This is a genomic window from Tolumonas lignilytica, from assembly GCF_000527035.1.
GTDB lineage: Bacteria > Pseudomonadota > Gammaproteobacteria > Enterobacterales > Aeromonadaceae > Tolumonas > Tolumonas lignilytica.
In genome coordinates this window covers 2754966-2781425 of sequence record NZ_AZUK01000001.1, presented here as the reverse complement: position 1 = coordinate 2781425, position 26460 = coordinate 2754966, and the positions used below count along the sequence as shown (strand labels likewise).

General features: G+C 45.1%; 30 protein-coding genes and 2 tRNA genes. 15 read left to right on the top strand and 17 right to left on the bottom strand.

What is annotated here, in order from left to right; genetic code table 11:
* Positions 1-2: 2 nt before the first annotated feature.
* A complete protein-coding gene (gene bepA / locus H027_RS0112940; RefSeq protein WP_420804645.1) occupies positions 3-1466 on the top strand; it encodes a beta-barrel assembly-enhancing protease in 1464 nt (487 codons plus the stop codon).
* Here bepA and hda read toward each other — a convergent pair.
* From hda to upp, 3 genes are all read right to left on the bottom strand, one after another.
* The gene (hda, locus tag H027_RS0112935) at positions 1463-2164 is read right to left on the bottom strand and encodes a DnaA inactivator Hda (RefSeq protein ID WP_024872879.1); all 702 of its coding nucleotides are present in this window, start codon (positions 2162-2164) and stop codon (positions 1463-1465) included. The two genes, bepA and hda, sit on opposite strands and share 4 nt — an antisense overlap.
* 20 nt (positions 2165-2184) lie before the next feature.
* A complete protein-coding gene (locus tag H027_RS0112930) occupies positions 2185-2685 on the bottom strand; it encodes a DUF2066 domain-containing protein (protein WP_024872878.1) in 501 nt (166 codons plus the stop codon).
* Positions 2686-2768: 83 nt separating this feature from the next.
* Complete coding sequence (gene upp, locus H027_RS0112925) at positions 2769-3395, bottom strand: uracil phosphoribosyltransferase (protein WP_024872877.1); 627 nt, start codon at positions 3393-3395, stop codon at positions 2769-2771.
* 168 nt (positions 3396-3563) lie between these two features.
* On the opposite strand from upp, the gene purM reads away from it, so the two are divergent.
* Complete coding sequence (purM, locus tag H027_RS0112920) at positions 3564-4601, top strand: phosphoribosylformylglycinamidine cyclo-ligase (protein ID WP_024872876.1); 1038 nt, start codon at positions 3564-3566, stop codon at positions 4599-4601.
* A complete protein-coding gene (purN, locus tag H027_RS0112915; RefSeq protein ID WP_024872875.1) occupies positions 4601-5257 on the top strand; it encodes a phosphoribosylglycinamide formyltransferase in 657 nt (218 codons plus the stop codon). The genes purM and purN overlap by 1 nt, the downstream gene beginning before the upstream one ends.
* Positions 5258-5269: 12 nt before the next feature.
* Here the strand turns inward: purN and H027_RS0112910 are convergent, their stop codons facing one another.
* Genes H027_RS0112910 through dnaQ form a run of 3 tightly spaced genes read right to left on the bottom strand, consistent with a single transcriptional unit; the run spans position 5270 to position 7444 of the window.
* Positions 5270-6067 carry a class II glutamine amidotransferase gene (locus tag H027_RS0112910; RefSeq protein ID WP_024872874.1) on the bottom strand — a complete coding sequence of 266 codons (798 nt, stop codon included), beginning with the start codon at positions 6065-6067 and terminating at the stop codon, positions 5270-5272.
* A 15-nt stretch (positions 6068-6082) separates the two neighbouring features.
* A complete protein-coding gene (gene lpcA / locus H027_RS0112905) occupies positions 6083-6661 on the bottom strand; it encodes a D-sedoheptulose 7-phosphate isomerase (protein ID WP_024872873.1) in 579 nt (192 codons plus the stop codon).
* A 33-nt stretch (positions 6662-6694) separates the two neighbouring features.
* Positions 6695-7444 (bottom strand): DNA polymerase III subunit epsilon, encoded by a 750-nt coding sequence (gene dnaQ, locus H027_RS0112900; RefSeq protein ID WP_024872872.1) that lies wholly within the window; start codon positions 7442-7444, stop codon positions 6695-6697.
* A gap of 50 nt (positions 7445-7494) precedes the next feature.
* On the opposite strand from dnaQ, the gene rnhA reads away from it, so the two are divergent.
* Entirely contained in the window at positions 7495-7959 is a 465-nt protein-coding gene (rnhA, locus tag H027_RS0112895) for a ribonuclease HI (RefSeq protein ID WP_024872871.1), read from the top strand.
* On the opposite strand, the gene H027_RS0112890 is transcribed toward rnhA, so the two are convergent.
* Positions 7956-8708, bottom strand: coding sequence for a class I SAM-dependent methyltransferase (locus H027_RS0112890; protein ID WP_024872870.1), 753 nt, complete (start codon positions 8706-8708; stop codon positions 7956-7958). The genes rnhA and H027_RS0112890 overlap by 4 nt on opposite strands.
* A gap of 86 nt (positions 8709-8794) precedes the next feature.
* On the opposite strand from H027_RS0112890, the gene gloB reads away from it, so the two are divergent.
* The 3 genes from gloB to H027_RS0112875 all read left to right on the top strand — a co-directional run bounded on the left by gloB (position 8795) and on the right by H027_RS0112875 (position 12004).
* Entirely contained in the window at positions 8795-9565 is a 771-nt protein-coding gene (gene gloB / locus H027_RS0112885; protein WP_024872869.1) for a hydroxyacylglutathione hydrolase, read from the top strand.
* Between the two features lie 83 nt (positions 9566-9648).
* On the top strand, positions 9649-11067 hold the full coding sequence (locus H027_RS0112880) for a LysM peptidoglycan-binding domain-containing protein (protein ID WP_051448991.1): 1419 nt from the start codon (positions 9649-9651) through the stop codon (positions 11065-11067).
* Between the two features lie 109 nt (positions 11068-11176).
* A complete protein-coding gene (locus H027_RS0112875; RefSeq protein WP_024872867.1) occupies positions 11177-12004 on the top strand; it encodes an SDR family oxidoreductase in 828 nt (275 codons plus the stop codon).
* 44 nt (positions 12005-12048) lie between these two features.
* Here H027_RS0112875 and H027_RS0112870 read toward each other — a convergent pair whose 3' ends face one another.
* A complete protein-coding gene (locus H027_RS0112870) occupies positions 12049-12381 on the bottom strand; it encodes a DUF1904 family protein (protein ID WP_024872866.1) in 333 nt (110 codons plus the stop codon).
* An 11-nt stretch (positions 12382-12392) separates the two neighbouring features.
* On the opposite strand from H027_RS0112870, the gene H027_RS0112865 reads away from it, so the two are divergent.
* Positions 12393-13310 (top strand): TraB/GumN family protein, encoded by a 918-nt coding sequence (locus H027_RS0112865; RefSeq protein WP_024872865.1) that lies wholly within the window; start codon positions 12393-12395, stop codon positions 13308-13310.
* Positions 13311-13421: 111 nt separating this feature from the next.
* Positions 13422-14909: a carboxypeptidase M32 gene (locus H027_RS0112860; RefSeq protein ID WP_024872864.1), complete on the top strand. Its 1488-nt coding sequence runs from the start codon at positions 13422-13424 to the stop codon at positions 14907-14909.
* A gap of 50 nt (positions 14910-14959) precedes the next feature.
* On the opposite strand, the gene H027_RS18435 is transcribed toward H027_RS0112860, so the two are convergent.
* On the bottom strand, positions 14960-15478 hold the full coding sequence (locus H027_RS18435) for a VC2046/SO_2500 family protein (protein ID WP_081741508.1): 519 nt from the start codon (positions 15476-15478) through the stop codon (positions 14960-14962).
* Between the two features lie 112 nt (positions 15479-15590).
* On the opposite strand from H027_RS18435, the gene H027_RS0112850 reads away from it, so the two are divergent.
* The 4 genes from H027_RS0112850 (at position 15591) to xthA (ending at position 18375) form a co-directional block, all read left to right on the top strand.
* A tRNA-Tyr gene (locus H027_RS0112850) sits at positions 15591-15675 on the top strand.
* A gap of 33 nt (positions 15676-15708) precedes the next feature.
* Positions 15709-15793, top strand: a tRNA-Tyr gene (locus H027_RS0112845).
* 92 nt (positions 15794-15885) lie between these two features.
* Positions 15886-17556, top strand: a complete 1671-nt coding sequence (locus H027_RS0112840) for a response regulator (RefSeq protein WP_024872862.1) — start codon at positions 15886-15888, stop codon at positions 17554-17556.
* Between the two features lie 12 nt (positions 17557-17568).
* Positions 17569-18375, top strand: coding sequence for an exodeoxyribonuclease III (gene xthA / locus H027_RS0112835; RefSeq protein WP_024872861.1), 807 nt, complete (start codon positions 17569-17571; stop codon positions 18373-18375).
* Here xthA and H027_RS0112830 read toward each other — a convergent pair.
* The 5 genes from H027_RS0112830 to H027_RS0112810 form a co-directional block, all read right to left on the bottom strand.
* The gene (locus tag H027_RS0112830; RefSeq protein WP_024872860.1) at positions 18368-20359 is read right to left on the bottom strand and encodes a DUF3857 domain-containing transglutaminase family protein; all 1992 of its coding nucleotides are present in this window, start codon (positions 20357-20359) and stop codon (positions 18368-18370) included. The genes xthA and H027_RS0112830 overlap by 8 nt on opposite strands.
* 35 nt (positions 20360-20394) lie before the next feature.
* Positions 20395-21090, bottom strand: a complete 696-nt coding sequence (locus H027_RS0112825; RefSeq protein WP_024872859.1) for an ABC transporter permease — start codon at positions 21088-21090, stop codon at positions 20395-20397.
* A 5-nt stretch (positions 21091-21095) separates the two neighbouring features.
* Entirely contained in the window at positions 21096-21836 is a 741-nt protein-coding gene (locus tag H027_RS0112820) for an ABC transporter permease (RefSeq protein WP_024872858.1), read from the bottom strand.
* 65 nt (positions 21837-21901) lie between these two features.
* Entirely contained in the window at positions 21902-22669 is a 768-nt protein-coding gene (locus H027_RS0112815; protein ID WP_024872857.1) for an ABC transporter substrate-binding protein, read from the bottom strand.
* A 28-nt stretch (positions 22670-22697) separates the two neighbouring features.
* Positions 22698-23468 (bottom strand): ABC transporter ATP-binding protein, encoded by a 771-nt coding sequence (locus H027_RS0112810; protein ID WP_024872856.1) that lies wholly within the window; start codon positions 23466-23468, stop codon positions 22698-22700.
* Positions 23469-23908: 440 nt separating this feature from the next.
* Here H027_RS0112810 and H027_RS0112805 point away from each other — a divergent pair, with 440 nt between their 5' ends.
* On the top strand, positions 23909-24097 hold the full coding sequence (locus tag H027_RS0112805; protein ID WP_024872855.1) for a DUF3545 family protein: 189 nt from the start codon (positions 23909-23911) through the stop codon (positions 24095-24097).
* A gap of 44 nt (positions 24098-24141) precedes the next feature.
* On the opposite strand, the gene H027_RS0112800 is transcribed toward H027_RS0112805, so the two are convergent.
* Complete coding sequence (locus H027_RS0112800) at positions 24142-24684, bottom strand: hemerythrin domain-containing protein (protein ID WP_024872854.1); 543 nt, start codon at positions 24682-24684, stop codon at positions 24142-24144.
* 100 nt (positions 24685-24784) lie between these two features.
* A complete protein-coding gene (gene ung, locus H027_RS0112795) occupies positions 24785-25456 on the bottom strand; it encodes a uracil-DNA glycosylase (RefSeq protein WP_038149287.1) in 672 nt (223 codons plus the stop codon).
* Between the two features lie 335 nt (positions 25457-25791).
* Between ung and grcA the strand changes: the two genes are divergently transcribed.
* Positions 25792-26172 carry an autonomous glycyl radical cofactor GrcA gene (gene grcA / locus H027_RS0112790; RefSeq protein ID WP_024872852.1) on the top strand — a complete coding sequence of 127 codons (381 nt, stop codon included), beginning with the start codon at positions 25792-25794 and terminating at the stop codon, positions 26170-26172.
* Between the two features lie 51 nt (positions 26173-26223).
* On the opposite strand, the gene H027_RS0112785 is transcribed toward grcA, so the two are convergent.
* Positions 26224-26457: a zinc ribbon domain-containing protein gene (locus H027_RS0112785; RefSeq protein ID WP_024872851.1), complete on the bottom strand. Its 234-nt coding sequence runs from the start codon at positions 26455-26457 to the stop codon at positions 26224-26226.
* Positions 26458-26460 lie beyond the last annotated feature (3 nt).

Genomic DNA, 26460 nt, shown 5'->3' with positions numbered 1-26460 from the left:
TTGTGCTTAATCGCTATCTAAAAAAATCCCTGTTATGTCTGGGTACGGCTTGTTACTTTATTTTTTTATCACTGGCTCAAGCTGAATCTCAATTACCCGATATTGGCACCGCGGGAGTCTCCGCCTTATCGGTGGAACAGGAAGTATTATACGGTAAAGCATTTATGCGTTTTGCGCGCGCCAGTCTGCCTATGATCGACGACCCGGTGCTCAATGAATATATCAATGATCTTGGTCTGAAACTGGTGAGTCAGGCCAATAATGTGCGTTTTCCATTCACTTTTTTCCTGATAAAAGATAACTCGATCAACGCTGCGGCTTTCCTTGGCGGACGAGTTAAAGTTCACAGTGGCCTATTTTTATATGCCGAAACGGAGAGTGAACTGGCTGGTGTTTTGGCTCATGAAATCAGCCATGTGACACAGCGACATATTGCACGCTTCATGGAAGATCAGGCCAAAAGCACCCCTTTATCTATTGCAGGTCTCGTGGGTTCCATCGCTTTGGCCATGATTAATCCAACCGCAGGGGTGGCCGCCATTAATACAACTATGGGATTGACCATACAAAACTCGATTAACTTCACCCGCGAAAACGAATATGAAGCAGACAGGATAGGCATGGCGTTACTCGCCAACGCCGGTTTTGATCCCAATGGAATGATGACTTTTTTCCAAAAACTCGCGTCAGAAAGTCGTTATTCTTCTAAAGTTCCGGAGATGTTGCTGACGCATCCAATTACAGAAAACCGGATTGCAGAAGCAAGAAATCGGGCCGCCAGCTACAAAATTCGTCCCCATGACTCCAGTCTGGATTTCTATCTGGCAAAAGCTCGGATCCAGGCGATGTACGCTGATCAAAACCCTGAAAGCTCACTGGCTTATTTCGAGCAAAATCTTCAGAAAAATGACCCCAACTCCTCGCGTTGGTTGGCCGCTCAGTATGGAAAAGCATTGGCTCTCATGCAATCAAACCGTATAGCAGAGGCAGGAGAGATCCTGTCTATGTTAGCCAAGCAAAAGCCAGATAACCTTTTTTTCCAAGATTCACTGACTGATCAACAGATTGCAGCACAGCAATATGCAGCAGCAATTTCCCGCCTGGAACAACGGTATCAGACGATGCAGGAAAATCCTGTCATTATCATGAATCTTGCCAATGTTTATTTAAAAGCGAATCAGACTGATGCCGCCATTCATCTGCTAGATCAATATACCCGGAATAATCCTGAATCTTCGGTTGCATGGCAGTTATTGGCCGATGCCTATCAGCAATCAGCCAATCAGGCTGGATACCATCAGGCCCAGGCCGAATATTTGGCACTCAGAGGTCAGATCGATCAAGCCACGGATCAACTGCATATGGCCAGAGCCAATACGGCAGATAGCCTGAGTCAGGCCAGAATTGATGCGCGCATTGCCGAACTGGAAGAACAGAAAAAAGTGGATGACAGTCTGAAACGTTAAAGTTCCAATACTTCCTTAATAAATGGAATAGTCAGTTTACGTTGGGCATGCAAAGAAGCCGTGTCCAACGTATCCAAGGTCTGCAATAACATTCGCATGTCACGTGATAGGCGATTTAATAAAAAACGTCCGACATCAACCGGAAGTTTGAATCCCCGCAGTGCGGCCCGCAACTGCAACGCTCCCAATTTGCCCTCATCATCCAATTCCCGTAACTGAAATGAGACCCCCCAATCCAATCGGGAAGCCAAATCGGGTAGACATAAACCCAACTTACGAGGCGCTGTACTGGCAGACATGATCAGAGAACCACGACTGGTTTCCTTCCAGCGGTTAAACAAGTTGAACAATGACTCTTCCCACAACTGATTTCCCGCAACCGCATCCAGATTATCTAGGCACAACAGCGGCATGCGATCCATTCCTTCCAGAATGTCCGGTGAGTATTGATCATGGCGATCCAAGGGAATATAGACTGCCGACTCACCGTTGCCATTAATTTCGGCACAGGTTGCATGTAACAAATGAGAGCGGCCTGACCCTCTGCATCCCCAGAAATAGATCAAGGGAACCCCTTCGCCGATAGCCGCATTTTTCAATGTCGTAATCAATTGCGCATTGCTGCCAGGATAAAAACTGGCAAATGTTTCATCATCAGGAAGTTGAACAGCCAAAGAAAGTTGAGTCGATTGCAACATGATGCGGCCCGTTAATATCACTAGAAAGGAGAAGGAATCTTGAGCATGGGGGGTATCGTATCAGCTATTACGAATCCCGGTTGACGCTGTTGATCTTTATTTTCCACCGAAACCGAATGGCGATCCTGCATATAAGATTCCAACGCTGAAACGACTTGTGCAGCTACCTGATTCGGCATCCCAGCAGCTTCGCCACGAATCAGCTCAACACCATCTGTTTTTGCATCATGTAATTGCCAGTCAAGTGTCCATTCACCTTTTATCATGTGCAATTGCCCCAGCAATAATTTATCAGCATCGTAACGACGGCTCACACGCAATAACGGTGACATGAACGCATTTTCAATGATGACAGGCTGGATTTGTGTTGCTTCATCTAAATCCATGATGGGAAACAGGAATTGATAACTGACCGAGCCTTGAAAATTAAAGATATGTGGCCAATTAGTGGATTTATCATCAGAAACAATACTCGTTCCGGACGAATAATTTACCAGCCAGCAAAGAACACGTTCAGACATGGCCTGAGATGGTATACACCATCCCAGACAAGACAAAAAACTATACAGTAACAACAGACGCCAGCAACGGTTAGCCACAGTCTTTATTTGGTACCGAAGATTTTATCACCCGCATCCCCCAGACCAGGAATGATATAGCCTTTTTCATTTAAGCCCCGATCGATAGATGCGCAGTAAACCTCGACATCATCATGGGCCGCCTGCAGCGCTGACAGCCCTTCAGGTGCCGCCACCAGCACAATCACTTTGATCTGCTTACAGCCTTTTTTCTTCAGCAGGTCAATGGTTGCAATCATGGAACCGCCCGTCGCCAGCATAGGATCAACGATCAATGCCAGACGCTCATCAATATTGCTGACAATTTTCTGGAAATAGGGAACCGGCTTAAGAGTTTCTTCGTCGCGGTAAATACCAACGACACTGACGCGGGCGCTCGGCATATGTTCCAGAACACCATCCATCATACCCAGACCAGCGCGTAAAATTGGGACAACAGTGACTTTTTTCCCTTTGATCTGGTCCACTTCAACCGGACCATTCCAACCATCAATGGTTACTTTTTCAGTTTCAAAATCAGAGGTCGCTTCATAGGTTAATAAGCTGCCAACTTCTTTGGCTAACTCACGAAACCGCTTGGTACTGATATCTGCTTCACGCATCAAACCCAGTTTATGTTTCACCAGCGGGTGTTTCACCTCGACGACTTTCATTCTGACCTCCATAAATTCATTATTCCGAAAAGATCTTATCATCCGGATACAGGGAAAATGAATGTTTTCTGCTGCAAATCACAGGTTTTCTTTTTCTCTGCGTTCGTCACTGCTAGAATAGAGACTGTTTAATCTCCCCCTTAACAGCGATTACGACAAGGATCTATCGTGACTGACAAGACTTCACTGAGCTACAAGGACGCTGGCGTTGATATCGATGCAGGTAATGCCCTGGTTGAACGTATCAAAGGCGTTGCCAAACGCACTCGTCGTCCAGAAGTAATGGGCGGACTGGGCGGCTTTGGCGCTCTGTGCCGTATTCCGGCTGGTTACCGTGAACCGATTCTGGTTTCCGGCACTGATGGTGTGGGTACCAAATTACGTCTGGCGATCGATCTGAAAAAACACGATACCGTTGGTATCGATCTGGTTGCAATGTGTGTGAACGACCTGATCGTTCAGGGTGCAGAACCACTGTTCTTCCTGGATTACTACGCAACTGGCAAATTGGATGTAGACACCGCGGCGGCAGTGGTGACTGGTATTGGTGCAGGTTGTGAACAATCCAACTGTGCACTGGTCGGTGGTGAAACGGCAGAAATGCCAGGCATGTACGAAGGTGAAGACTACGATATGGCCGGTTTCTGCGTCGGCGTAGTTGAAGCTTCTGAAATCATTGATGGCAGCAAAGTGGCCGCTGGTGATGCGCTGATTGCACTGGCGTCTTCTGGCCCACATTCTAACGGTTTCTCTTTGATCCGTAAGATTCTGGAAGTCAGTAAAGCTGACGTACAACAACCACTGGGTGATACTACGCTGGCAAATGCGCTGCTGGCCCCAACACGTATCTACGTTAAGCCAGTACTGAAGCTATTGAAAGAGTGTGAAATTCACGCACTGTCTCACATCACTGGTGGTGGTTTCTGGGAAAACATTCCTCGCGTACTGCCTGAAAACACTAAAGCAGTGATCGACGGTTCTAGCTGGCAGTGGCCGGAAGTGTTCAACTGGCTGCAAAAGAGCGGTAACGTTGAAACTTATGAAATGTACCGTACCTTCAACTGTGGTGTCGGCATGATCATCGCTCTGCCTCAAGCACAGGTGGATGCAGCGCTGGCGCTGCTGAAAGCTGAAGGTGAAAATGCATGGCTGATCGGTCGCATTGAAACTGCCGCTGCTGGTGAAAAACAGGTAGAAATCAACTAATGAATCTGGTTGTTCTGATTTCTGGAACTGGTAGCAACTTGCAGGCGGTGATTGACGCCTGCAAGGCAGGCAAAATCGCAGGTCGCGTTTCTGCTGTCATCAGTAATCGGTCTGATGCTTATGGATTACAACGTGCGCAAGCGGCTGACATTCCGACTGCAGTAATATCTCATCAGGATCACCCTGATCGGGCTGCCTATGATGCTGCGCTGATGGCAGAAATTGACCGTCATCAACCGGATTTGATTGTCATGGCTGGGTTCATGCGAATTCTGACACCGGCATTTGTCAATCACTATGCCGGGCGGATGCTCAACATCCATCCATCTTTACTCCCCAAACACCAAGGCTTGCATACTCATCAGCGAGCATTGGATGCGGGCGATGCCGAACATGGTGCCAGTGTGCACTTTGTGACGGAAGAGCTCGATGGAGGGCCGGTGATCCTGCAGGCCAAAGTTCCTGTTTTTGCTGAAGATACAGCCGAAGATCTGGCTCAGCGTGTCCATGTACAGGAACACCAAATCTATCCATTAGTGATCAACTGGTTCTGTCAGAAACGGTTGATGATGAAAGAAGGCAAAGCCTGGTTGGATGGTGAATGCCTCTCTGTTACTGGATATGCCAGTGATGATGAAGTTGAACAAGTAGACTAATAAATCAGGGAGCTATGCTCCCTGATTTATTTCTGTTTCGATCGTGAGAATTTTTTCACCAAGCTGGAAAACATTGAGTTCTCCCCGCTTCATTTTTAGCCACCGCTCATTATTGGTTAGTGGTTGCGTCGCGATGACAGAGACAACATCGTTGGGAGTTGTTTCTTGCTGAAAATCAATGGTGACATCATCATCAATCAATTTAGCCTGACCAAATGGTGCACGACGTGTAATGGAATGAAGATGCGTTGTGCAATAAGTCACTAAATATTCGCCATCGGAAAGCAACATATTAAACACACCAAGATCCATCAGCTGGTGACATAACTTGCCCAGATAGCGAAATAGTTCTTCTGGAGCTTGAGGAAACAAAGGAAAGGTCTTCTCTAACTGGTTTAACAACCAGCAAAATGACTTTTCACTGTCCGTCTGACCCACTGGCTCGAACCGCCCAGTATCCAAAGATTCATAGGCGGTAAGCTGACCATTGTGGGCAAAAGTCCAATAACGCCCCCACAGCTCGCGGGTAAATGGATGAGTGTTCTCTAATGCCACACTGCCTCGGTTGGCCTGTCGGATATGACTCACGACCGCACAACTTTTGATAGGGTATTCCTGAACCAGTTTAGCAATTTGCGACTGGGCACAAGCTACGGGATCTTTAAAAGTACGACAGCCCTTCCCTTCGTAAAACGTAATCCCCCAACCATCAACATGAGGCCCTGTTTTACCACCGCGCTGAACCAGCCCAGTGAAACTAAAACAGATATCGGTGGGAACATTCGCACTCATGCCCAGTAATTCGCACACGTTTCACCTCAAAAATCAGTCTGCCAATTCTTTTTCAATCAACATGATTAAAATATGAATCACTTTGATGTGAATTTCCTGAATCCGATCTGCATAGCCGAAATAGGGAACACGGATCTCAACATCCGCCAAACCGGCCATTTTGCCGCCGTCCTTACCAGTCAAAGTAACAACTTTAATTCCCTTTGCTTTTGCTGATTCAATGGCGGTAATGATGTTCTTCGAGTTGCCACTGGTGGAAATCCCCAGCATTACATCTCCTGAACGGCCAACCGCTTCCAGATAACGGGAAAATACATATTGATAACCGTAATCGTTAGAAACACAGGACAAATGGCTCGGATCAGAAATAGCAATCCCCGCATAGCCCGGGCGATCTTCCCGGTAACGACCTGTCAGCTCTTCTGCAAAATGCATGGCATCGCAGTGGGAACCGCCATTACCGCATGACATCACTTTGCCACCATCTCGCAATGATGCGGCGATCAGTTTTGCTGCGCGTTCGATTGCATCAATATTTGCCGCGTCAGCAATAAAATCAGCCAGAGCTTGCTGTGCGGTCACTAATTCCTGCTTAATGATTTCCTGATACATATTCTTCATTTTCCCTTTTCTTAGTGGAAAAAATTATTCGTGTTCCGTCCGCCAAAGGCAACTACCGCCTTTTTTAACAACCAGATCCAATCTTTTTTCATGGGCAGCCAGCTCTTCAGCGGAAGCGCAGATAACCCTGAGTTCGCCGTTACGTTGCAACATTTTAGGCTGATGCCCAGAGACAGCGGAGCCAGAGCCATTATCATTAACGCCGGCATGTAACTCCAGTCTGGTCTGCCCTCCTGTCATCAATAAATAGACATCGGCCAGAATTTCAGCGTCCAGTAACGCCCCGTGTAAAGTTCGATGAGAATTATCGATGCCGAAACGGGTACATAGAGCATCCAGACTATTTCGTTTACCCGGGAATTGACTCCGCGCTAATGCCAGAGTGTCAGTCACCCGGCACATATCTTTGGTGCGCTCGCTCCAGCCCAGTTTTTCAAACTCATAATCCATAAAGCCGACGTCGAACGAGGCGTTATGGATCACAAGCTCTGCACCCTGAATAAAATCCCGGAATTCTTGTGCGATTGAACTAAAAGACGGTTTATCGGCGAGAAAAGCGTCACTGATCCCATGAACACGAAAGGCTTCTTCATCAACCAGACGATCCGGTTTGATATAAACATGAAAATGATTACCGGTTAATCGCCGGTTGATAACTTCCACACAGCCGATTTCAATGATCCGATGACCAATATAATGAGGACCACCGCTTTGATTCATCCCCGTGGTTTCTGTATCTAAAACAATCTGACGGTTGGTTTGCATTGGGTTCATAGTACTTTTATGTCACACTTCTCTCAGATGTTCAGAATAACACGACCTACATGTTAAAACAGATAACTCTCTACACCGACGGCTCTTGTTTAGGTAATCCCGGGCCCGGTGGTTATGCCGCCGTCCTCATTTATAAACAGCATCGTAAAGAGCTGTCACAGGGCTATGAACTGACAACCAACAACCGCATGGAATTGATGGCAGCCATCGTCGGTTTGCAATCCCTCAGCGAACCTTGCCAGGTAAAATTAACAACAGATAGTCAGTATGTGCGTCAGGGTATTACCCAGTGGATCCACGGTTGGAAAAAGAAAGGGTGGAAAACTGCTAACCGTGAACCCGTAAAAAATGTGGATCTCTGGCTACTGCTTGATGCAGAAATGCAACGTCATGATGTCGAATGGCTATGGGTTAAAGGTCACTCCGGGCATCCAGAAAATGAACGTTGCGATGAATTGGCCCGCAATGCCGCGATGGCAGAACATCGACTGATTGATTCGGGCTATCCGGCTTAAGCACTTTCTTTATGATTGGTACAGGTCGGATTTTTTAATCTGGCCATGCCCCCTACCATCACGGGCCGTCTCAACCAGGCGGCCTCTTGGATCCGCGTCAGCGGAATAGTGCGTTTTCTTGCCGCCAAGATATAAGTCGAAGCAAAACGATGTCCACATCGCCTTGCTGTATTTTCACGCAAACAATGAATCCTGCTCCGACGACTGAATGCCGAATAGGCAAAACCATCCAGATGAACCACTTCAAATCCGAGCAAATGTAACCAGTCGAGAACACGTTCCGGTGAAAACATGCGGGCTGACCAAGGCAGCCGTCGACGCAGGTGTGGCAATAGTCTACCCAGACCAACCAGGCTATATGGGTTAAAACCGCTGATAATAATCCAGCCATCAGGTGTCAGAACGCGTTCAACCTCACGCAATATCTGATGTGGGTCCTTGCTGAAATCCAGTGTATGAGCCAATAGACAGGCATCGATGCTGCCGGAACGAATCGGTAGTTCGGCAATATCGGCATTGATCCCCAGTGATGCACCTTGTGATGCAATCGCACATTGATGACGAATCGTAGAAGCCGTACAGGATAACTGGCTACTCAATGTACCTAACTTCAAAAAATGATAGCCAAACATAAACGGACACCACTCGTCGAGTTTATGCTGAATCTCCATTGCCAACCAGTCACCCATTGGCAAATCGCTCCAGTTTTCTGGCGCAATAATCTCCCGATTAGTTTTCGCTGGTTTCACATTGATACCTCGACACGGGTAAATATTGCCTTTCCCCTCTATTCATTCTATACACAACCTCAATAAATAAAATTGGAGTACATCAAATGCTGCAGGTACAAACCATACCAAGTCGTCAGGATAATTATATTTGGTTGATAACAAAGGGGAATCAGGCCATTGTCGTTGATCCAGGGGAAGCTAGCCCTGTTGTGGAGCGGCTCCAACAACAGAACCTTAATCTCAAAGCCATTTTTATTACCCATCATCATCACGACCATACGGAGGGTGTTGCCGAATTAATAACCCGGTATCCGCACTGCGAAGTGTATGGACCGCAGATTTTAATACCCGGCGTATCTCATTTTCAGGTCATGCGCGATCAGGATCTGATCACCTTTCCTGATCTCGATCTCCGTTTTACGGTTTGGCATACCCCAGGTCACACAGCGGAACATATCGTATTTCATGGTCATGGTGCCCTCTTTTGTGGCGATACGCTCTTTTCTGGTGGGTGTGGCCGTCTGTTTACTGGTACCGCGGAACAGATGTTTAACTCGCTGCAGCGGCTGGCTAGCCTACCCGAAGAGACTCTGGTTTATGCGGCACATGAATATACTTACAACAATTTAAGCTACTGTTTACGCGTAGAGCCAGATAATATATTTACAATTAACCGAATAAAAGAAGTTAGCAAATTACGGCAACAAGGATGTTCCACTCTGCCTTCCACAATCGCAATCGAAAAACAAAGCAATGTGTTTCTACGCACACAAATGCCTGCCGTGATTAACTTCGTTCAAAATTTAAGCGATCTCTATCTCGAAAATGAGATCCAGATCTTTGCTATTTTGCGGGAAAAAAAGAATAATCTTTGAGCTTTAAATGTGCATAAAATATGCAAGGCTTGATCTGAACCCTAATCACACTTACCATCTGTCAAAATTTTGAGGATGACTGGATGAACATGAAGCTACATTTGGCCCTTTTGGGCGCGCTGTTGCTGACCGGTTGCCAGGCGTTACAAACCGACTCAGATAAAAATAATTTGGGTTCCACCGTTAACGTAATGTCGGATTATCGCTCGCATGCGACTTCGGCTCTGGATCGATCGGAAAGCTCATACCCGTATATGTGGGATCGCATTGCTGCCGAGATGCAGCTGCCCACGCCAAACGATCCGGATGTCATTGCATTTCGTGACTGGTACATCAAACACCCCAAATATCTGCGCACTGTTACCGAACGTGCCACCCCATTTCTCCACCTGATTTCAGAGGAAATAGATAAACGTCAGATGCCAATGGAGCTGGTGTTATTGCCCATTGTTGAAAGTGCATATAACCCTAATGCCCGCTCCCATGGCAACGCTGTTGGCTTATGGCAATTCCTCAGTGTATCGGGTCAGCGTTACGGCCTGAAACAGGATTACTGGTATGATGGACGTCGCGACGTTGTTTCGTCGACACAAGCCGCACTGGACTACATGGCACAACTGAATGCTTATTTCGGTGGCGATTGGTTGAATTCCGTTGCAGCCTACAATGCCGGAGAAGGCCGCATCCAGAGCGCTATTGATATTAACAAAGCAAAGGGGAAATCTACGGATTTCTTCTCGTTGAATCTGCCGCGTCAAACCATGGAATATGTTCCTCGTCTGATGGCTTTGGCTGACGTAATCAAGAATGCGAAGAAATATGGTATCGATCTGCCTAAGGTGCCTAATCATCCATATGTACGTTTAATTGATACTCACGGTCAGATTGATCTACGGACTGCTGCAGAACAAGCCAATATGTCACTGCCAGAGCTGAAGCGTTTAAATCCAGGATTAAGTCGTAATACCACATCTCCCAAAGGGCCTAATCATCTTTTAGTGCCTGTTGGTGTAGCGGATGAACTGGAATTAGCGTTAGCAGAAATGGCACCACAAAAACGGATGCGCAGTGATAGCGATCTGATTGCAGTGGGTGACGATAGTAATGTTTCAGCAACAGGCGATGGCAGCCGCAGTCAGACAGCGTCCAGTATCGCGGTACATCACAAGGTTAAACGTGGGGATACATTATGGACTATCGCCAGTGCCTACGGTGTATCAGAAAAAGATCTGATGAAATGGAATCGTCTGACTAAGAAGAAATTAAAATCAGGTCAGGTATTAGTTGTTAATGCTCCGGTCGCTGCTAAGAAAGCTAAATTGGCAATCGCCAAAGCGAACAAATCAAAACGATATGAAGTTCGTCGGGGTGATTCGCTGACTTCCATTGCTGAGAAATTCCAAATTAAAGTTAACGATCTGGTACGTTGGAATGGTTTAGGTCACAATCACCTTAAACCCGGCCAAACATTAACTGTCAGACTTGATGATAGTGGTGTATAACAGCATCAACGACATGATTAGATAAAACCGGGAGCTTTTGCTCCCGGTTTTATTTTCTACATTTCGACTCCTATTAAGCTGGAACCCTCTATTGCCCAAAGGACACTGCATGTCTGAATTTATTCTCATCACCGGATGCTCAACTGGGATCGGCTTACATTTAGCCCGCCGATTACAACAGGAAGGATTTCACGTACTCGCTACGGCTCGAAATCCTGCCGATGTGGATCAACTACAAGCTGCAGGTATCAAGGCATATCCGTTAGATCTGAATAATGAACCGAGCATCGAACAAGCTGCTGCCTGGGCCATAGCTCAATCCTCAGGCCAACTTTATGGGCTTATAAATAACGGGGCTTATGGCCAGACTGGAGCTATCGAAGACCTTCCCACCCAAGCCTTGAAAGAGCAATTCAATACCAATCTCTTTGGGTGGCACCACCTTATCCGCCAAATTTTGCCCGTTATGCTGAGTAATAATCGCGGACGAATTATTCAGATAAGCTCAGTCCTTGGTTTGGTCGCCATGAAATATCGCGGGGCATATAACGCGAGTAAATTTGCATTGGAAGGTTATACCGACACGCTACGGCTTGAATTGAGAGAGACGGCAGTACAAATCAGTCTGATCGAACCTGGCCCTATTCGTAGCCAGTTCCGTCACAACGCACTGAATAAATTCTTGCAAAACATCAACTATACCAGTAGTCGACATAAAGAAATTTATCAGCTAACACTGCAAAGATTACAAAATCCAGAGCCTAAAAACCCATTTACCCTAGAACCTGAAGCCTGTGTGGCGCCAGTACTGCATGCATTGCGAAATAAGCGAGCCAAAGTCCGGTACAGTGTAACTTGGCCGACACATTTATTTGCCATTTTAAGACGAGTATTACCTACTCGTTGGCTCGATAGCATTCTTTGTCGTTCTGCCTGACAAAATAGCCGTCAAAAGACGGCTATTTAATTAACAATATAATGTTAATAATGTTGCCCATTATCATAATAACCAGAGCGCGCTAATGGCTGAACAACCACCGCTACATCGACATCATGACCGCTGACTTGCTTCACAATTGTGGTAATCAATTGTGCAGCCGCATTCTGCACCTCTTGTCCTCGGTCAAACCAGAATAATTCAATAAAGGGATAAGCCTGACCACCAAAGCGTGTTGCAATAAACTCAGCAGGAATATACTCAACAGTAAAATGAGCAGTCGGTGTTGATGTCAAATTGGCGAGTTGTTCAACTAGCGTTTCACTCATCGCCGCAACTGTTTCACGTTGCATGCCGCGGCATCGAATATGAGGCATTAAATATCTCCATGAAAAAACAATTACACCGCTATGGTAATGCGCTGATCAATGGAATAAAAGAGATGGGCCTGATCAGCCTGTTAACTCTGGGATTATCACCGACCACAACCTTTGCGACTTCCTATCCCGATTTCTGGCTCGCGGAACGAGGCCCGCAAAAAATATGGTTACTCGGCTCAATTCATGTGGGGCAAGATGACATGTATCCTCTTGCACCGATTATCTTACAAAGCTGGCAACATGCTGAAAACTTGATTGTAGAAACAGATCTTAGCCCTTCTGCAGACAGCAGCAAAATACTGACTCATTATGCCCTGTTACCACCCCATACCACGTTAGTCCAACGACTGAATAAAGCCCTATACCAAAAAACCGTTGATGTCGCTTCACACTATCAACTAGATGAGCCCTCATTGGCCCATTTTCGCCCCTGGTTTGTAGCGATGACATTACAACAACAAGCCATTCAACAAGCTGGGTATCAAGCATCATTTGGTATTGATCAATATTTCATTGACCAAGCCCACAATCGGCAACTCACGATCACGTATCTGGAAACACCAGAACAGCAGATTGCCTATTTGGCTGGATTGGGCGATATGGAGGGCGATTTTCTTAATGCTACACTCCAGCAAATAGATAAAGTACACGAAGAATTACCCATGCTGATTAAAGCCTGGGAAAGTGGTGACCGAGTAAAAATTCAGTCTTTACTGGATGACGAATCAGACAGTCCACAGCTCAAACAATATTTAGAACAACACTTGATACAAGAAAGAAATCAACATTGGTTGCCGCAAATGACATCTCTGTCATTCAACCGTAACTTCATGGTGGTCGGTGCCATGCATCTTTACGGTGAGCATGGCTTATTAAAACTATTAGAAAATAATGGATATAAAATCACAAACATCCAGAGCAGATGACTATCAATAATTAATCATAGAGTTAATTACTGGTCTGCTAAAGATCCGGGCGTTATTATGACGCCATAACGACACGTATTATTTGCTGCAGAAAGAGAACAGGAATCCAGCATGTCTTATCAGTTATTAACGCAACGTTTCCAGCAACTGCATCATTTACAACATTTGCAGGCTATTTGTGGCTGGGATCAAGCCACCATGATGCCAGACGGCGGAAATCAGGCTCGCGGTGAAGCCTTAGCAGAATTAGCCTTGTTACAGCATCAGAAGCTAACAGCAATAGAAGTTGCCGACTGGCTCAATGAAGCCGAAAACGAAGAATTGTCGGATGCACAAACAGCCAACCTGCATGAAATGCGTCGACGTTGGCAAAATGCTGCTTTATTACCTGATGATCTGGTGCAGGCCCGGACGTTAGCCGGTTCTCGTTGCGAACATGCGTGGCGGGAACAACGCAAAAATAATGACTGGAAAGGCTTTGAACCTAATTTGAAAATTGTGGTCGATCTAACACGAGAAGCCGCACAAATCAGAGCCGAATCGTTAGATCTATCACCATACGATAGTTTGATAGACCTTTATGAACCAGGCATGACCAGTAATCAACTACTGCGTATTTTTAATGAACTGAAAACCTGGTTACCACAAATCATCCGCCAAGCGGGTGAACGCCAATCGTTATCTAATCCGATTAAACCAGAAGGCCCATTTTCAATCGCCAGACAGAAATCACTAGGTCTGCATGCGATGAAATTGCTTGGCTTTGATTTTAATCATGGTCGTCTGGACATCAGCGCCCACCCTTTCTGTGGCGGCGTTCCTGAGGATGTCCGGATCACGACTCGTTATAATGAGCATGATTTTATGCCGAGCTTAATGGGTGTCATCCACGAAACCGGACATGCCCGTTATGAACAGGGATTACCTTTAGCCTGGCGAGGTCAACCAGCCGGCGAAGCACGCTCAATGGGTATCCATGAAAGTCAGAGTTTGTTCTTTGAAATGCAACTGGCGCGTCATCCTGCGTTTTTACGCCGGATTGAACCCCTGATCAAACAACATTTTGGTGACCAACCCGCATTAGAAGCAGAAAATCTCATCCAGCTTTATAGCCGAGTTGCACCAGGATTTATCCGTGTTGATGCTGATGAGTTAACCTATCCAGCGCATATCATCCTGCGTTTTGAAATCGAACAATCCCTGATCGATGGCAAAATACAGGTACATGATCTACCTGATGTCTGGAACAGTAAAATGCAACAGTATCTGGGTCTCACAACCAAAGGCAATGATGCTATCGGCTGTATGCAGGATATCCACTGGACTGACGGCTCCTTTGGATATTTCCCAAGTTATACATTAGGCGCTCTTTATGCCGCCCAGTTTGCCGGCATCATCGAACGTGATGTCGGTAATATCGGCGATTTAATTATGGCCGATGACGGCTTGCCGCAGATATTTAATTGGTTAAAAACAAACGTTTGGGAAAAAGCTAGTTTATATAGCACAGATGAACTGCTCCGGCAGGCAACTGGTGAACCATTGAATACCCAATGGTTCAAGCATTATCTGGAACAACGTTACACCGCAACACTCTAAAAATGGAAAAGGCCACAGCAAATGCAGTGGCCTTTTTTATCCAGCTTTCGTTAACGAAAAAAATAGTGCACAGCTAAATCTTTGTTGTAATCAAACCCTTCCAGAACCTGCATCATTGCATCCGGTGTTTCATCATACGGTTGGTAATCCAATTGATGCTGCTGCCGGAATTTTTCCTGCTTAAGCGGCGAGAGCTCATTCCAGACGTCTGACGGTATTGAATACTGACGCCAGCTCAATGGGTCTGGCTGAGCGGCATTAAATAGATGTACCGCAGCAATACCCCCTTCATGTAATAACATGCTACGAAAAAAACTTTCATCCGATGACGTCGAACTGCCATCTAAAATTGCAGCCGGAGGTAAATCCCAATGCTTACGCCAATCCACCGTTGGAATATTTTCCGCTTGCTTCTGTGCAAATGGCGGTAAATCGAGCACATCAGCAGACAACATCGATAACAGCAGTGAAAAATAACCACGCTGTTGATGATGCACAGCCTCATTAAGCTGTTGGCCGAGTTGTAATTCATCGACCAAAAAGTGCTCACGTATGGTGTTTGTAAGCATAAAAAGTCTGAAAAATGAGCATTTGAACTTATATCGGCTATTTTTATCAGATCTTTAGCACTTTCGGGGTTCACAAACCGGAAGATTCTGGTAGTATTCGCTCCGCACTCGAGGAGGGGTTCCCGAGCGGCCAAAGGGATCAGACTGTAAATCTGACGGCTCTGCCTTCGAAGGTTCGAATCCTTCCCCCTCCACCATCTTGTGCCGTGTCAAATAGCAAAACAGCTCGTGGAGGGGTTCCCGAGCGGCCAAAGGGATCAGACTGTAAATCTGACGGCTCTGCCTTCGAAGGTTCGAATCCTTCCCCCTCCACCATCTCACAATATCCTCTGAATTTCTCTACTATTCCAAGCGTTAAATAAAAAACTGTTTTATTATTCCATAAGTAATATTTTGGAAGCATTTGAATGCAATCAACGGAATCTGAAAGCAATAATATGCAACTGAACATGCTGGAAAAGCGTGTCGTTGTTGTTGATGATCAGCGCTCGTTTCAGGTTCTGATCAAGGCAATGTTACAAAATCTTGGTTTCAGCAAAATTACTCTTCTCAGTTCAGCAGAGGAAAGCAGAAAACGCTTTCAGAAAGAACAATTCGATATCTACCTGATCGATTACAACCTGGGCCATGGTGAAAATGGTCGTCAGTTAATGGACTATCTGAAACAACAACGCTTGTTACCTGTCGATTCTATTATTTTTATCATCAGTGGTGACAATTCGCGTTCGATGGTGCTCAGTGCTCTGGAATCCGAGCCTGACGATTACATGATGAAACCGTTTTCTCAGGAACAGTTAAGACTACGATTACTACGAGCTTTAATTCGAAAGCAGCAATTACTGCCCATGTTCGTTGCATTCCAGTCTGATAACAAACAACAAGTATTGGTGGAATGTAAAAAAATAATCGACCAGAACAGCCGTTATGCCAGTTATTGTCGCTGCATTATGGCTGAAATATTACTCGAACAAGATCGGGCCCAAGAAGCAAAGAAAATACTGGAGGAAGGATTAGCTGTCAGAGAGTCAGCCTGGTTGCGTCTTTTTTTAGGCCGAGCCACTCAGCAACTTGGCGATCATGATGCGGCTATTTTACATTTGCATTCAGCCTTGCATCTACGACCACTAATGGTCGATGCCTACCGCTGGCTAGCCTATTCCCAAATGGCCACAGGTGCCGATGAAGAAGCCATCGCTACTCTCGAGCGCGCCGTCACTATCTCGCCACAATCCGCCCGGTTGCATCAGCAAATAGCAGAACACTGTTTGCACGCACATGACTACTTTCGAGCCAAACAATCATTAGGCACTTTGCTGGATCTGCACCGATATGCTGTCGATGAAAATCCACAAATTCTAGGTAGTTATGTTCATTGTATGATTCTGCATGCCATTAACAGCCAAGATACCTTTCATATTGGTAATCTGCAGAAACAGGTCAATATGGCATTATCCCGCTGCAGAGACAGCTTGATCAACCATGAGTTCGATTTCCAAACTTTTGAACAGATTTGCCAGGCTCGAGTACAGATGGCCCGGGGCAATCTGCCGAAAGGGAAACAGCAGTTATACAAAACCACTCAGGACATGTTAGATACACCACAACAGATGTCCTCAGAGATATTGAGTGAAACCATTCTAGCCATGATGCAGCTCGGGGAATTTGAATTTGCAGATCAGTTGCAAAAATTTCTTCCTCCGGAACAAGCTAAAGACCCGCTCTTGACGCAGTGTATACAATCAATCCGTACAGATGCCGTCATTACCGAGCGTCGAAACCAATATCAGCTCAGTAATGAACAGGGCATTAAGGCATTTACTCAAGGGGATCTTGAGCTAGCTCTTCGGCATTTCCGAGATGCCCAGCGTAAAGCTCCAGCCAATACCAGTGCAACCTTGAATAAGACACAGGTTTTACTCGCGCTCTGCCAGCAGCAACGAACTCGCAAAGATTTATTAAATGAACTGACAGACACCTTGAATTTAATGGATGGGGTTTCTCTAAACCCGGCACAGAAAGCTCGTTATGAGCAACTGAAAAAAGAATCAGAAACTCTTTTAAAACCACAAAAACGCTGAATTGGGTCAAAAATGAAAATAATCTCTTTTAATATTAATGGGCTAAGAGCCAGACCGCATCAGTTACAGGCCATTATTGAACAGCATAATCCTGACATCATCGGCTTGCAGGAAACGAAGGTGCATGATGAGGTCTTCCCAGTGAGTCTGATTGAAGAACTGGGCTATCAGGTTCATTATCACGGACAAAAAGCACATTACGGTGTTGCACTATTATCTCGCCAAGAGCCAGAGACAGTACTCAAAGGCTTCCCTAGCGATGACGAAGATGCACAGCGCAGACTGATCATAGGTCAGTTTCGCCAAGACAATGGAAGGCTGCTTACCGTATTTAACGGCTATTTTCCTCAGGGCGAGTCACGTGATCACCCGGTCAAATTTCCTGCCAAACAGAAGTTTTATCAGGATTTGTTGAATTACCTGCAACAAAACCATACACCCGATGAAGACATTGTGATCATGGGTGACATGAACATCTCTTCGACAGATTTGGATATTGGTATCGGTGAATCAAACCGTAAGCGCTGGCTGCAAACCGGGAAGTGTTCGTTCTTACCAGAAGAACGGATATGGTTGAATGCGTTACTTTCATGGGGGTTGGTTGATACCTGGCGCAGTCAAAATCCAGATTCCGATCAGCACTTCTCATGGTTTGACTATCGCAGCCGTGGCTTTGATGACAACCGAGGGCTGCGTATCGACTTACTATTGGCCACCCCAGTATTACAGCAGCGCCTACACCAAACCGGCATTGATTATAATATTCGGGGGATGGAAAAACCTTCTGACCACGCCCCTATATGGGCAGAGTTCATTTAACTTTTTCCGCACCCGAGTCCGAAGCGGAACGATGTGGGGGCGGGAGAGTAAAGTTTAAAGCTAACTCATCCCGTGCTTGCGTAACCATTTCCCGATAGCGCGCCAACTCGCGGATCGGGACATGGTCAAGACGATTTTGATAGCGATAAGTGACTCGCAATAATCTTGGGCTGACCTGCCGAACCCAGATACTGAATTTGAACACCGCATTGTCATACTCCTGACTATAATCAGCGATATTTACATCATTCGGTAAATGGAAAATAAACTCCTGACGGATTTTGACCGGGGGACCTAATGCCAATGGTTGTCTTCTCGCACTGTCGATCGTCTTCAGATAGGTATCGATTAAATCAGCATACAAAGGCAATCCATTTCTCGTGAGCTCATCAATGCCTGCAGATAACATAAACTGCTGACGGATAAAAAACTCATTACTCTGCAGGTTGTCTTGCATATCCGGCTGTGAAGAGCCTTCGAGATCTGAATATAGCTTGGAATAATACCCCAGCAATTGATGAGTAATTTGCTGAGGAGGAATATCCTTCCAGGAAGAGCGTTGGGATTCGGCTTCCCGTCCTGAATAATGCGCTTCTACCAAAAGTCGGCTGTGTGGTTCATCCAACCAAAGTTCGCGCTTCAATACCGTTTCGGCAATACGAAATTTATCATTCATCGAAACCAGATCGTTACTGTTCTCCGCAACAGGGAGTGCGTAATGCAAATAGGGAATACCTATCGTGGCAATGTTAGTCCCCTGATTAAGATCTGTTCCATCTAACCAATATAATTGATCGCCAATCTTGAGCGACACGATCACATGGTCAAATGCATAGGGCGAAGGCAGCTGCTTGGGGAGAATGGTGCCTTGTTCTAAATTGACCAGAGCTGCTTGTGGATTAAATCCCATGGCTTTCAATAACGCCATCAGTAACACGGTTTTGTCTTTACAGTCACCGTAACGGCGATACAAGGTTTCCGACGCCTTACGTGGAACATGTGAACCAATCCCATCCTCAATACCCAGATAACGAACTTGATGCTGTACGAACTGCAAGGCAGCAATGACACGATCTTCCGGTTTCTGAGCCGTTTTCATGAATTGATCGGCCAGTTGCTGTATGACGGGCTCCACCACAGCGGTTTTTTCATATAAAGGTAAGGCCCACTGAACAACATCAGACCAAGAGGAAAATTCACTCAATGACCAGTAACGGTAAGGGGTAAACCAAGCGGGGACATCATCGTCTGACGATACTGCAGCAACTGAAGACTCTTGCCAGAGTAATTCTCTATGCGTAGATGTATCAATGGTTGTGAGCTTGCCATTAGGGCTTTCTGGTACCGAATAATAAAGTGTGCGCCCCGAATGCACTAACACACGGATAGAATTTAAGGCGACAGGCATATCCCAATCTAATTGCAACTGTCGACTAAACTTGTTCCCCATTACCGGGTTATTACCCACAACACTATAGCTGTATTCCAGAATATCCCCGACTCGGATATCCGGCAAAATGAGATAAGCGGTTTTTGTTCCAGAATAAAGATAGTGTTCAAGATCCGGTTCACGCTGGAAAATACGCAATTCTTGCGGTTCCAGACGGTCTAATGATTCACCTTTGCGTATCACCTGGATTTTATGTATTTGCAGTGTTTCAAAACCAGGATCAAAGTCGAAAGACAATTGCGAAGCATGTTCTAAGCCTTCGGTACTGGTAATTTCCATCACGTAATGGGAATAACGCGATACTTGTTGCGCTTCCAAATTAAGCTGACGGTCAATAAGCAGATAACGCAACCCATTAACTGCAGATTGCGTCGATGAGGCCGGAGTTGGAATTTCTTGCACCCATTGAGGTGCGGGTTGGAATTTTACTTGCTCATCGGCCCATACGGTCAGACTAAACAATAAAACGAAAAAATTGATGAGCAACCGAGCAAACAAGATGGGACCCTTAACCAGATACGCATTAGCAACCATATGGTATCACGCTATGGATCCCCAGGAATACAGGCTTAACCGATTCTAGGACGCAAATGTGCATACCAACGGCGTTCCAAGCGTCGGAATCCCCAAACCAGCGTCAAACTCAGCATCAGATAGAGTAAGCCGGCCGTAATAAAGGCTTCAAACGGCATATAATAGCGCGCATTAATGATGCGAGCTGCGCCAGTTAAATCAACCACAGTGATCACACCAGCCACTGAAGAACCATGCAGCATCAGTATCACTTCATTGCTGTATGCGGGCAATGCTCGGCGCAGTGCACTTGGTAAAATAATATGGCGTAACATCTGCCAGCGAGACATACCAAAAGAAGCCGCCGCCTCCAACTCGCCTTTCGGAATCATCTGGATAGCGCCTCTGACAATTTCAGCAGTATAGGCGCCGGTATTTAATGCGAAAGCCAATAGTGAACAAAACCACGCCTCCTGAAACCATTTCCAGGCCCACGAGTGCTGCAACCAGGGCCACTGCCCTGCACCGTAATAGATAATAAACAACTGCACTAGTAGAGGCGTACCACGGAAGAAATAGATATAGGCCCATGATGGATAATTCAGCCAACGATTCTGGCTACTCCGAAAAATACCCACCGGGACAGCAATACATAAACCAGCAATCAATGACACCAGCACCAACCAACTGGTTGTCATTAATCCCTCAAGATAAATCGGCCATTCCTTAACAATAATGGAGAAATCAAACATCCGACTTACCTCGTTTTAATCGAATAACGAATTTCCGCCCAACGCAAAAAGGCGGTAGAAACAGCAGTAAAAGCTAAGAAAATCAATGCAACTGCCATATAAAAAGTAAAAGGTAATTGTGTGCTGCCGGCTGCCAATCCTGCTTTACGCACCATATCATCAAGGCCGATCACAGAAACCAATGCTGTTGTTTTTAACAACACCAGCCAGTTATTACCAAAACCCGGTAAGGCATGACGCACCATTTGAGGAAATAATACCCGATGGAAAACCTGCCACGGTGACATGCCATAGGCATATGCGGCCTCAAGTTGCCCGCGCTCAACAGCCAAAATGGCACCGCGAAATGTTTCGGCCATATAAGCGCCAAAAATAAACCCTATCGCCAGAATGCCAGCAATAAATGGGCTGACGTCGATGTAATCAGGGACGTATGAAATCCACTCATGATTGGGATTACTCTTTGTAAACCAATCATTGATACTCTGATTGATCTGAGTACATAAGAAGTTGAGAAAGATCTGGCCACCAAAGAAGATCAACATCATCAGGATCAGATCGGGGATCCCCCTCACCAATGTGGTATAAAACGTCGCCACACCTTTAGCCAGACGGTTTTTAGAAAGCTTCGCTAAAGCCCCTATCATGCCTAAAAATACAGCCACCAGCACCGAGAGCAATGCAACTTCTAAAGTGAGCCAAGCACCATCGAGAATAGTGGCACCATAGCCTTTCAAATCAAACATACCTTTATCCATCAAAACGGGCCCATAGTGGGCCCGCTGAATACCAGAGTTAATGAAACGCTTTCTTATTCGCCGTATACATCAAACTTGAAGTATTTATCATTGATCTGTTTATATTTACCGTTTGCACGGATATCAAGAATTGCTTTGTTAAACATATTCTTCAGATCAGTATCGCCTTTGCGAAGAGCTACACCTGCGCCTTCACCAAACCATTTTTTGTCAGACAGACCAGGGCCAACCAGACTGTATGCGCCATTTGATTTGTTAACCAAACCCTCCATCACTGATGCAGTATCAGCCAACACATAATCAACACGACCTGACTTCAGATCAAGATAAGCATCATCATATGAACCATAACGCTTAATAGTTGCATCAGGGAAGTTATCGGTTACATAAGTATCCATGGAAGTTGCGCGCTGAACTGCAATTTTCTTATCTTTCATGAATGCAGGAGTCAGCTCGATCTTTGTACCGGTTTTAGCTGCAAAATGGGCAGGTACGTGTTGGTATTTCTGTGAAAAATCAATGCTTTTTTTACGCTCTTCGGTAATGTCCATCGTAGAAATAATGGCATCAAATTTACGAGCTAACAGTCCAGGGATCATACCATCCCAATCTTGCTTCACGATGGTACATTTTACTTTCATCTGTTCACATAATGCGTTGGTAATATCAACGTCAAATCCGTGTAACTGACCGTTTGCATCCACACTATTAAATGGAGGGTAAGCACCTTCAACTGCGACTCGGACTTGTTTCCATTCCTTTGCCTGCACACCTGTTACCATCAGACTAGCCATAATCGCGGTTAACAACAGTTTTTTCATTGTTTGCTCCTTGCTTATTGGAACCAAATTAATAAGTAGATGAGATAAATTGGCGGAAACGCTCTGATTTCGGATTAGCGAACAGTTCTTTAGGATCGCCTTCCTCTTCAACCCGCCCCTGATGTAAAAACATGACTTTGTTCGAAACATCACGCGCAAAAGCCATTTCATGAGTTACAACCAGCATAGTTCGGCCTTCTTCAGCTAAACCACGCATTACGGACAAGACTTCACCAACCAATTCAGGATCTAAGGCCGACGTAGGTTCATCAAACAACATGACCTCAGGATCCACAGCCAACGCTCTGGCTATTGCTGCGCGTTGTTGCTGCCCCCCGGATAAATGCCCAGGATAATAATCACGTCGCTCGTATAAGCCCACACGATGCAACAATGCCTCCGCCTTCTCGATAGCTTCCTGACGTGGCACTTTTAACACATGGACTGGTACCTCAATAATATTTTGCAATACAGTCATATGAGACCATAAATTAAAACTCTGAAATACCATGGCTAACCGAGAACGGATCCGTGCAACTTGTTGTGCATCTACCGGAACCCTTTCACCGGATTTGTCAGTTTTCATACGAATTAGCTCACCATGGACATAAACATCACCATTGGTGGGCATTTCAAGTAAATTAATGCAACGTAAAAAGGTGGATTTACCTGAACCAGACGAGCCGATGATGGAAACAACATCCCCTTTACTCGCGGTGAGATTAATACCTTTTAATACTTCATTGGAACCGAAGCGTTTACATAAATTTTGCACCTCTAGGGTGGCAACCTGCTCCATATGTGAGCCTTTCCTAAATAATCGCTGAAGACAAAAATATACTGCAAAAATAATACCCGGAAAAATACCAGTATCAGCATTAAATACAAAATTATTATTGATATTTTTTTAACTAAGCAGCATAAATATTCATCATAAATCATTTTTATGCACTAATTCGCTATTAATTCCCTTTTGACACCTCGTCGGCTGATACACCATCTTTCTTTTTCCCTCAGCAGCAGAATTTCAACCTTTTGACGTCTGTAATAGTTTCGTCATCTCAGTGTTTTAGTTTTTAAAACGCTGTGATATACGGAAAGCACTTGTGACAAGCAAGTTGCATGGGTGAATGACTATCACCAAGCCATAATCTATAACATCTGTATATTTGATTTGTGGCCCGTAAAATGCTTATCACAGTTTGAACGTTCTTTAGTTTGAGACGAGGAGGTAGATCCATGGACAGGTTCTCACTGGAAACGGAAGAGCTGGCCGTCATTGATACTGATGTACGTCAACGCCAAACAAATAAAAAGCGCAAATGGAGAGAGATAGAGGCATTAAAAGACAGATATCGCTTGCAACGGGAATTGCAGTCCATTGACTTAAATTACGAATTGGGTATTAACGACATTTCGTTGAATTGAAAAAATATGGCGCTGGTTAGCGCCATATTTTGTTCCGCAATCGATTAAGCAGATAACAGTTGCGTTGCCAAATCTTGGTACCGCTCGGCGACTTCTCGACCAAATAACGGGTCAGCATCAATCATATTCACCCAATTATGCTCTAAATGACGCCAATCATCTTCGGTCAATGCTTGTTTCAGCAATGGAAAGATAACACTCTCCTCATAATCCAGATGCCTTTGCTGTAAGGCAATGAATTGTTCTAAAGCTACAGCAACACGATCTAATGGAATAACAGCATCCATGAGAATCATCGCGACCATCTCCTGCAATTTCTCTCCACTACTCACAATCTGTTTATGTTGATCTTTGAGCGTGGTGGTCACAATAGAAGGATCGGTACATCGATATGTCGCAAAATAATCGTAAATCAAATCTTCTCGCGGGTGATGTTGCGTATCCGACACGTCTCTCAGATAGGTCAATGCATCATTGAGCACACTAAACCGCACAGGCTGTTCATTGCGAATTGTCGCTAGATTATCACGCAACATATCGAGTAATTTGGCGATGTTGATATGTTCTTGGTGCAAAATATCCAACATGGTGCACTCTCCTAAGCTGATAACCTATTAATCGGCAATTTATAAATTATAGTGAATTTTATTCTCAAGCATCGATTCATCCTGAAATGTGCCAACAACATCACGCTATCGGTGGTATTTGCCAGTTTATTGGTTGTTTTCCTGATGAAATTAAGAACTGATTCGTTAAAGAAAAATGACCACAACCTAAAAAACCACGGTGCGCAGATAACGGGCTGGGATGGGGAGCCATTAAAACATGGTGCTTTTGGCGATCAATATATTGCCCTTTTTTTTGGGCATGGTTTCCCCAAAGCAAAAAGACCAGCCCTTCTCTGGATTCATTTAATGCAGCAATAACCCGGTCAGTAAACTGCTCCCACCCCGAGGATGCGTGAGAATGCGCTTTGCCAGCCTCAACAGTCAGCACCGTATTTAATAACAACACCCCTTGTTGAGCCCATGAGAGTAGATAGCCATGTTTAGGTATATCAAAACCAGGAATGTCACGGTGTAATTCTTTGTATATGTTAACCAGCGATGGTGGTGTTGCTACGCCTGGCAATACAGAAAAGCAAAGGCCATGCGCTTGATTGGGACCGTGATAAGGGTCCTGCCCTAAGATGACCACTTTTACATCATTAAACTCTGTGTATTTGAAAGCATTAAAAACATCAGCAGCAGGAGGGTAAATCACTTTACCTGACTCACGTTCGTGTCGAACAAAACTCAGCGTTTCCTGAAAATAGGCCTGTTGTTTTTCCTGACCCAGCACATCACTCCACGTTTGCATTTCGTTCCTCCCGACTGTGATAAAAATTGATTTTATCGTACTTCCGTTAAAAACGGCATCTGACAAATTTGTAGTAAATTTACAAGATATCAACCATCTGAATTTACGCCGAACTGCAATGATGGATGCAAAATGTATGTTTATTGATTTTGATCAAGCTTTAATCTCGAATAGGCCTGTTTATTTAGGGGGTATCCCCTTGCGAACTATTAGTAAATTTACTAATGTAGTATCAAAGATACATGATTAAACCAAGTTGGTTTAATCGCCTGCATTATGGGGCACTTTCTTGTAACTAGTGACAAGAACCGCCCCAAACTATCGAGGAGTTCATCATGGTTAAGGGTATTCAAATCACTCAAGCAGCAAATGCAGAATTGATCCATTCATTCTGGTTGCTGGATGATACAACACAAGAAGTGCGTTGCTTATGTTCAAAAGATCCTCGTTACAGCGAAGATCAGGTAGTTGCGCTGGCCTCATTAGGCAATATTGAATATCGGGAAATCCCTGTCAATGCTGCACCACAGGTTGAAGGTGGCCAACACCTGAATGTGAATGTGCTTAGACGTGAAACGTTGGAAGATGCCGTTCAAAATCCAGAAAAATACCCGCAATTAACCATTCGTGTTTCTGGCTATGCCGTACGTTTTAATGCTCTGACACCAGAACAACAACGTGATGTAATTACCCGTACGTTTACTCAATCACTCTAATTGAGTATTACCGAACAGATAAAAAAGCCAGATACGATATCTGGCTTTTTTTCATTCTTTTGGCGTGATTTGATATTCAGCTTGCCGTTTTGAAACCATTGAATTACAACTATTACAAAAAAAATCTACTGCACCACATGCTTGCAAACGTTCCAGTTCAACATGGCATGCAGGACAAAAAGCAACAATCGTAAATTGCTTTGCGCAATGGATGCAGGTCGCTTCATTCCATCTGGGATCCAGCCCTTCTTGTTGACAAGAAGGACAGGTGATCTGATAGGCCATTTC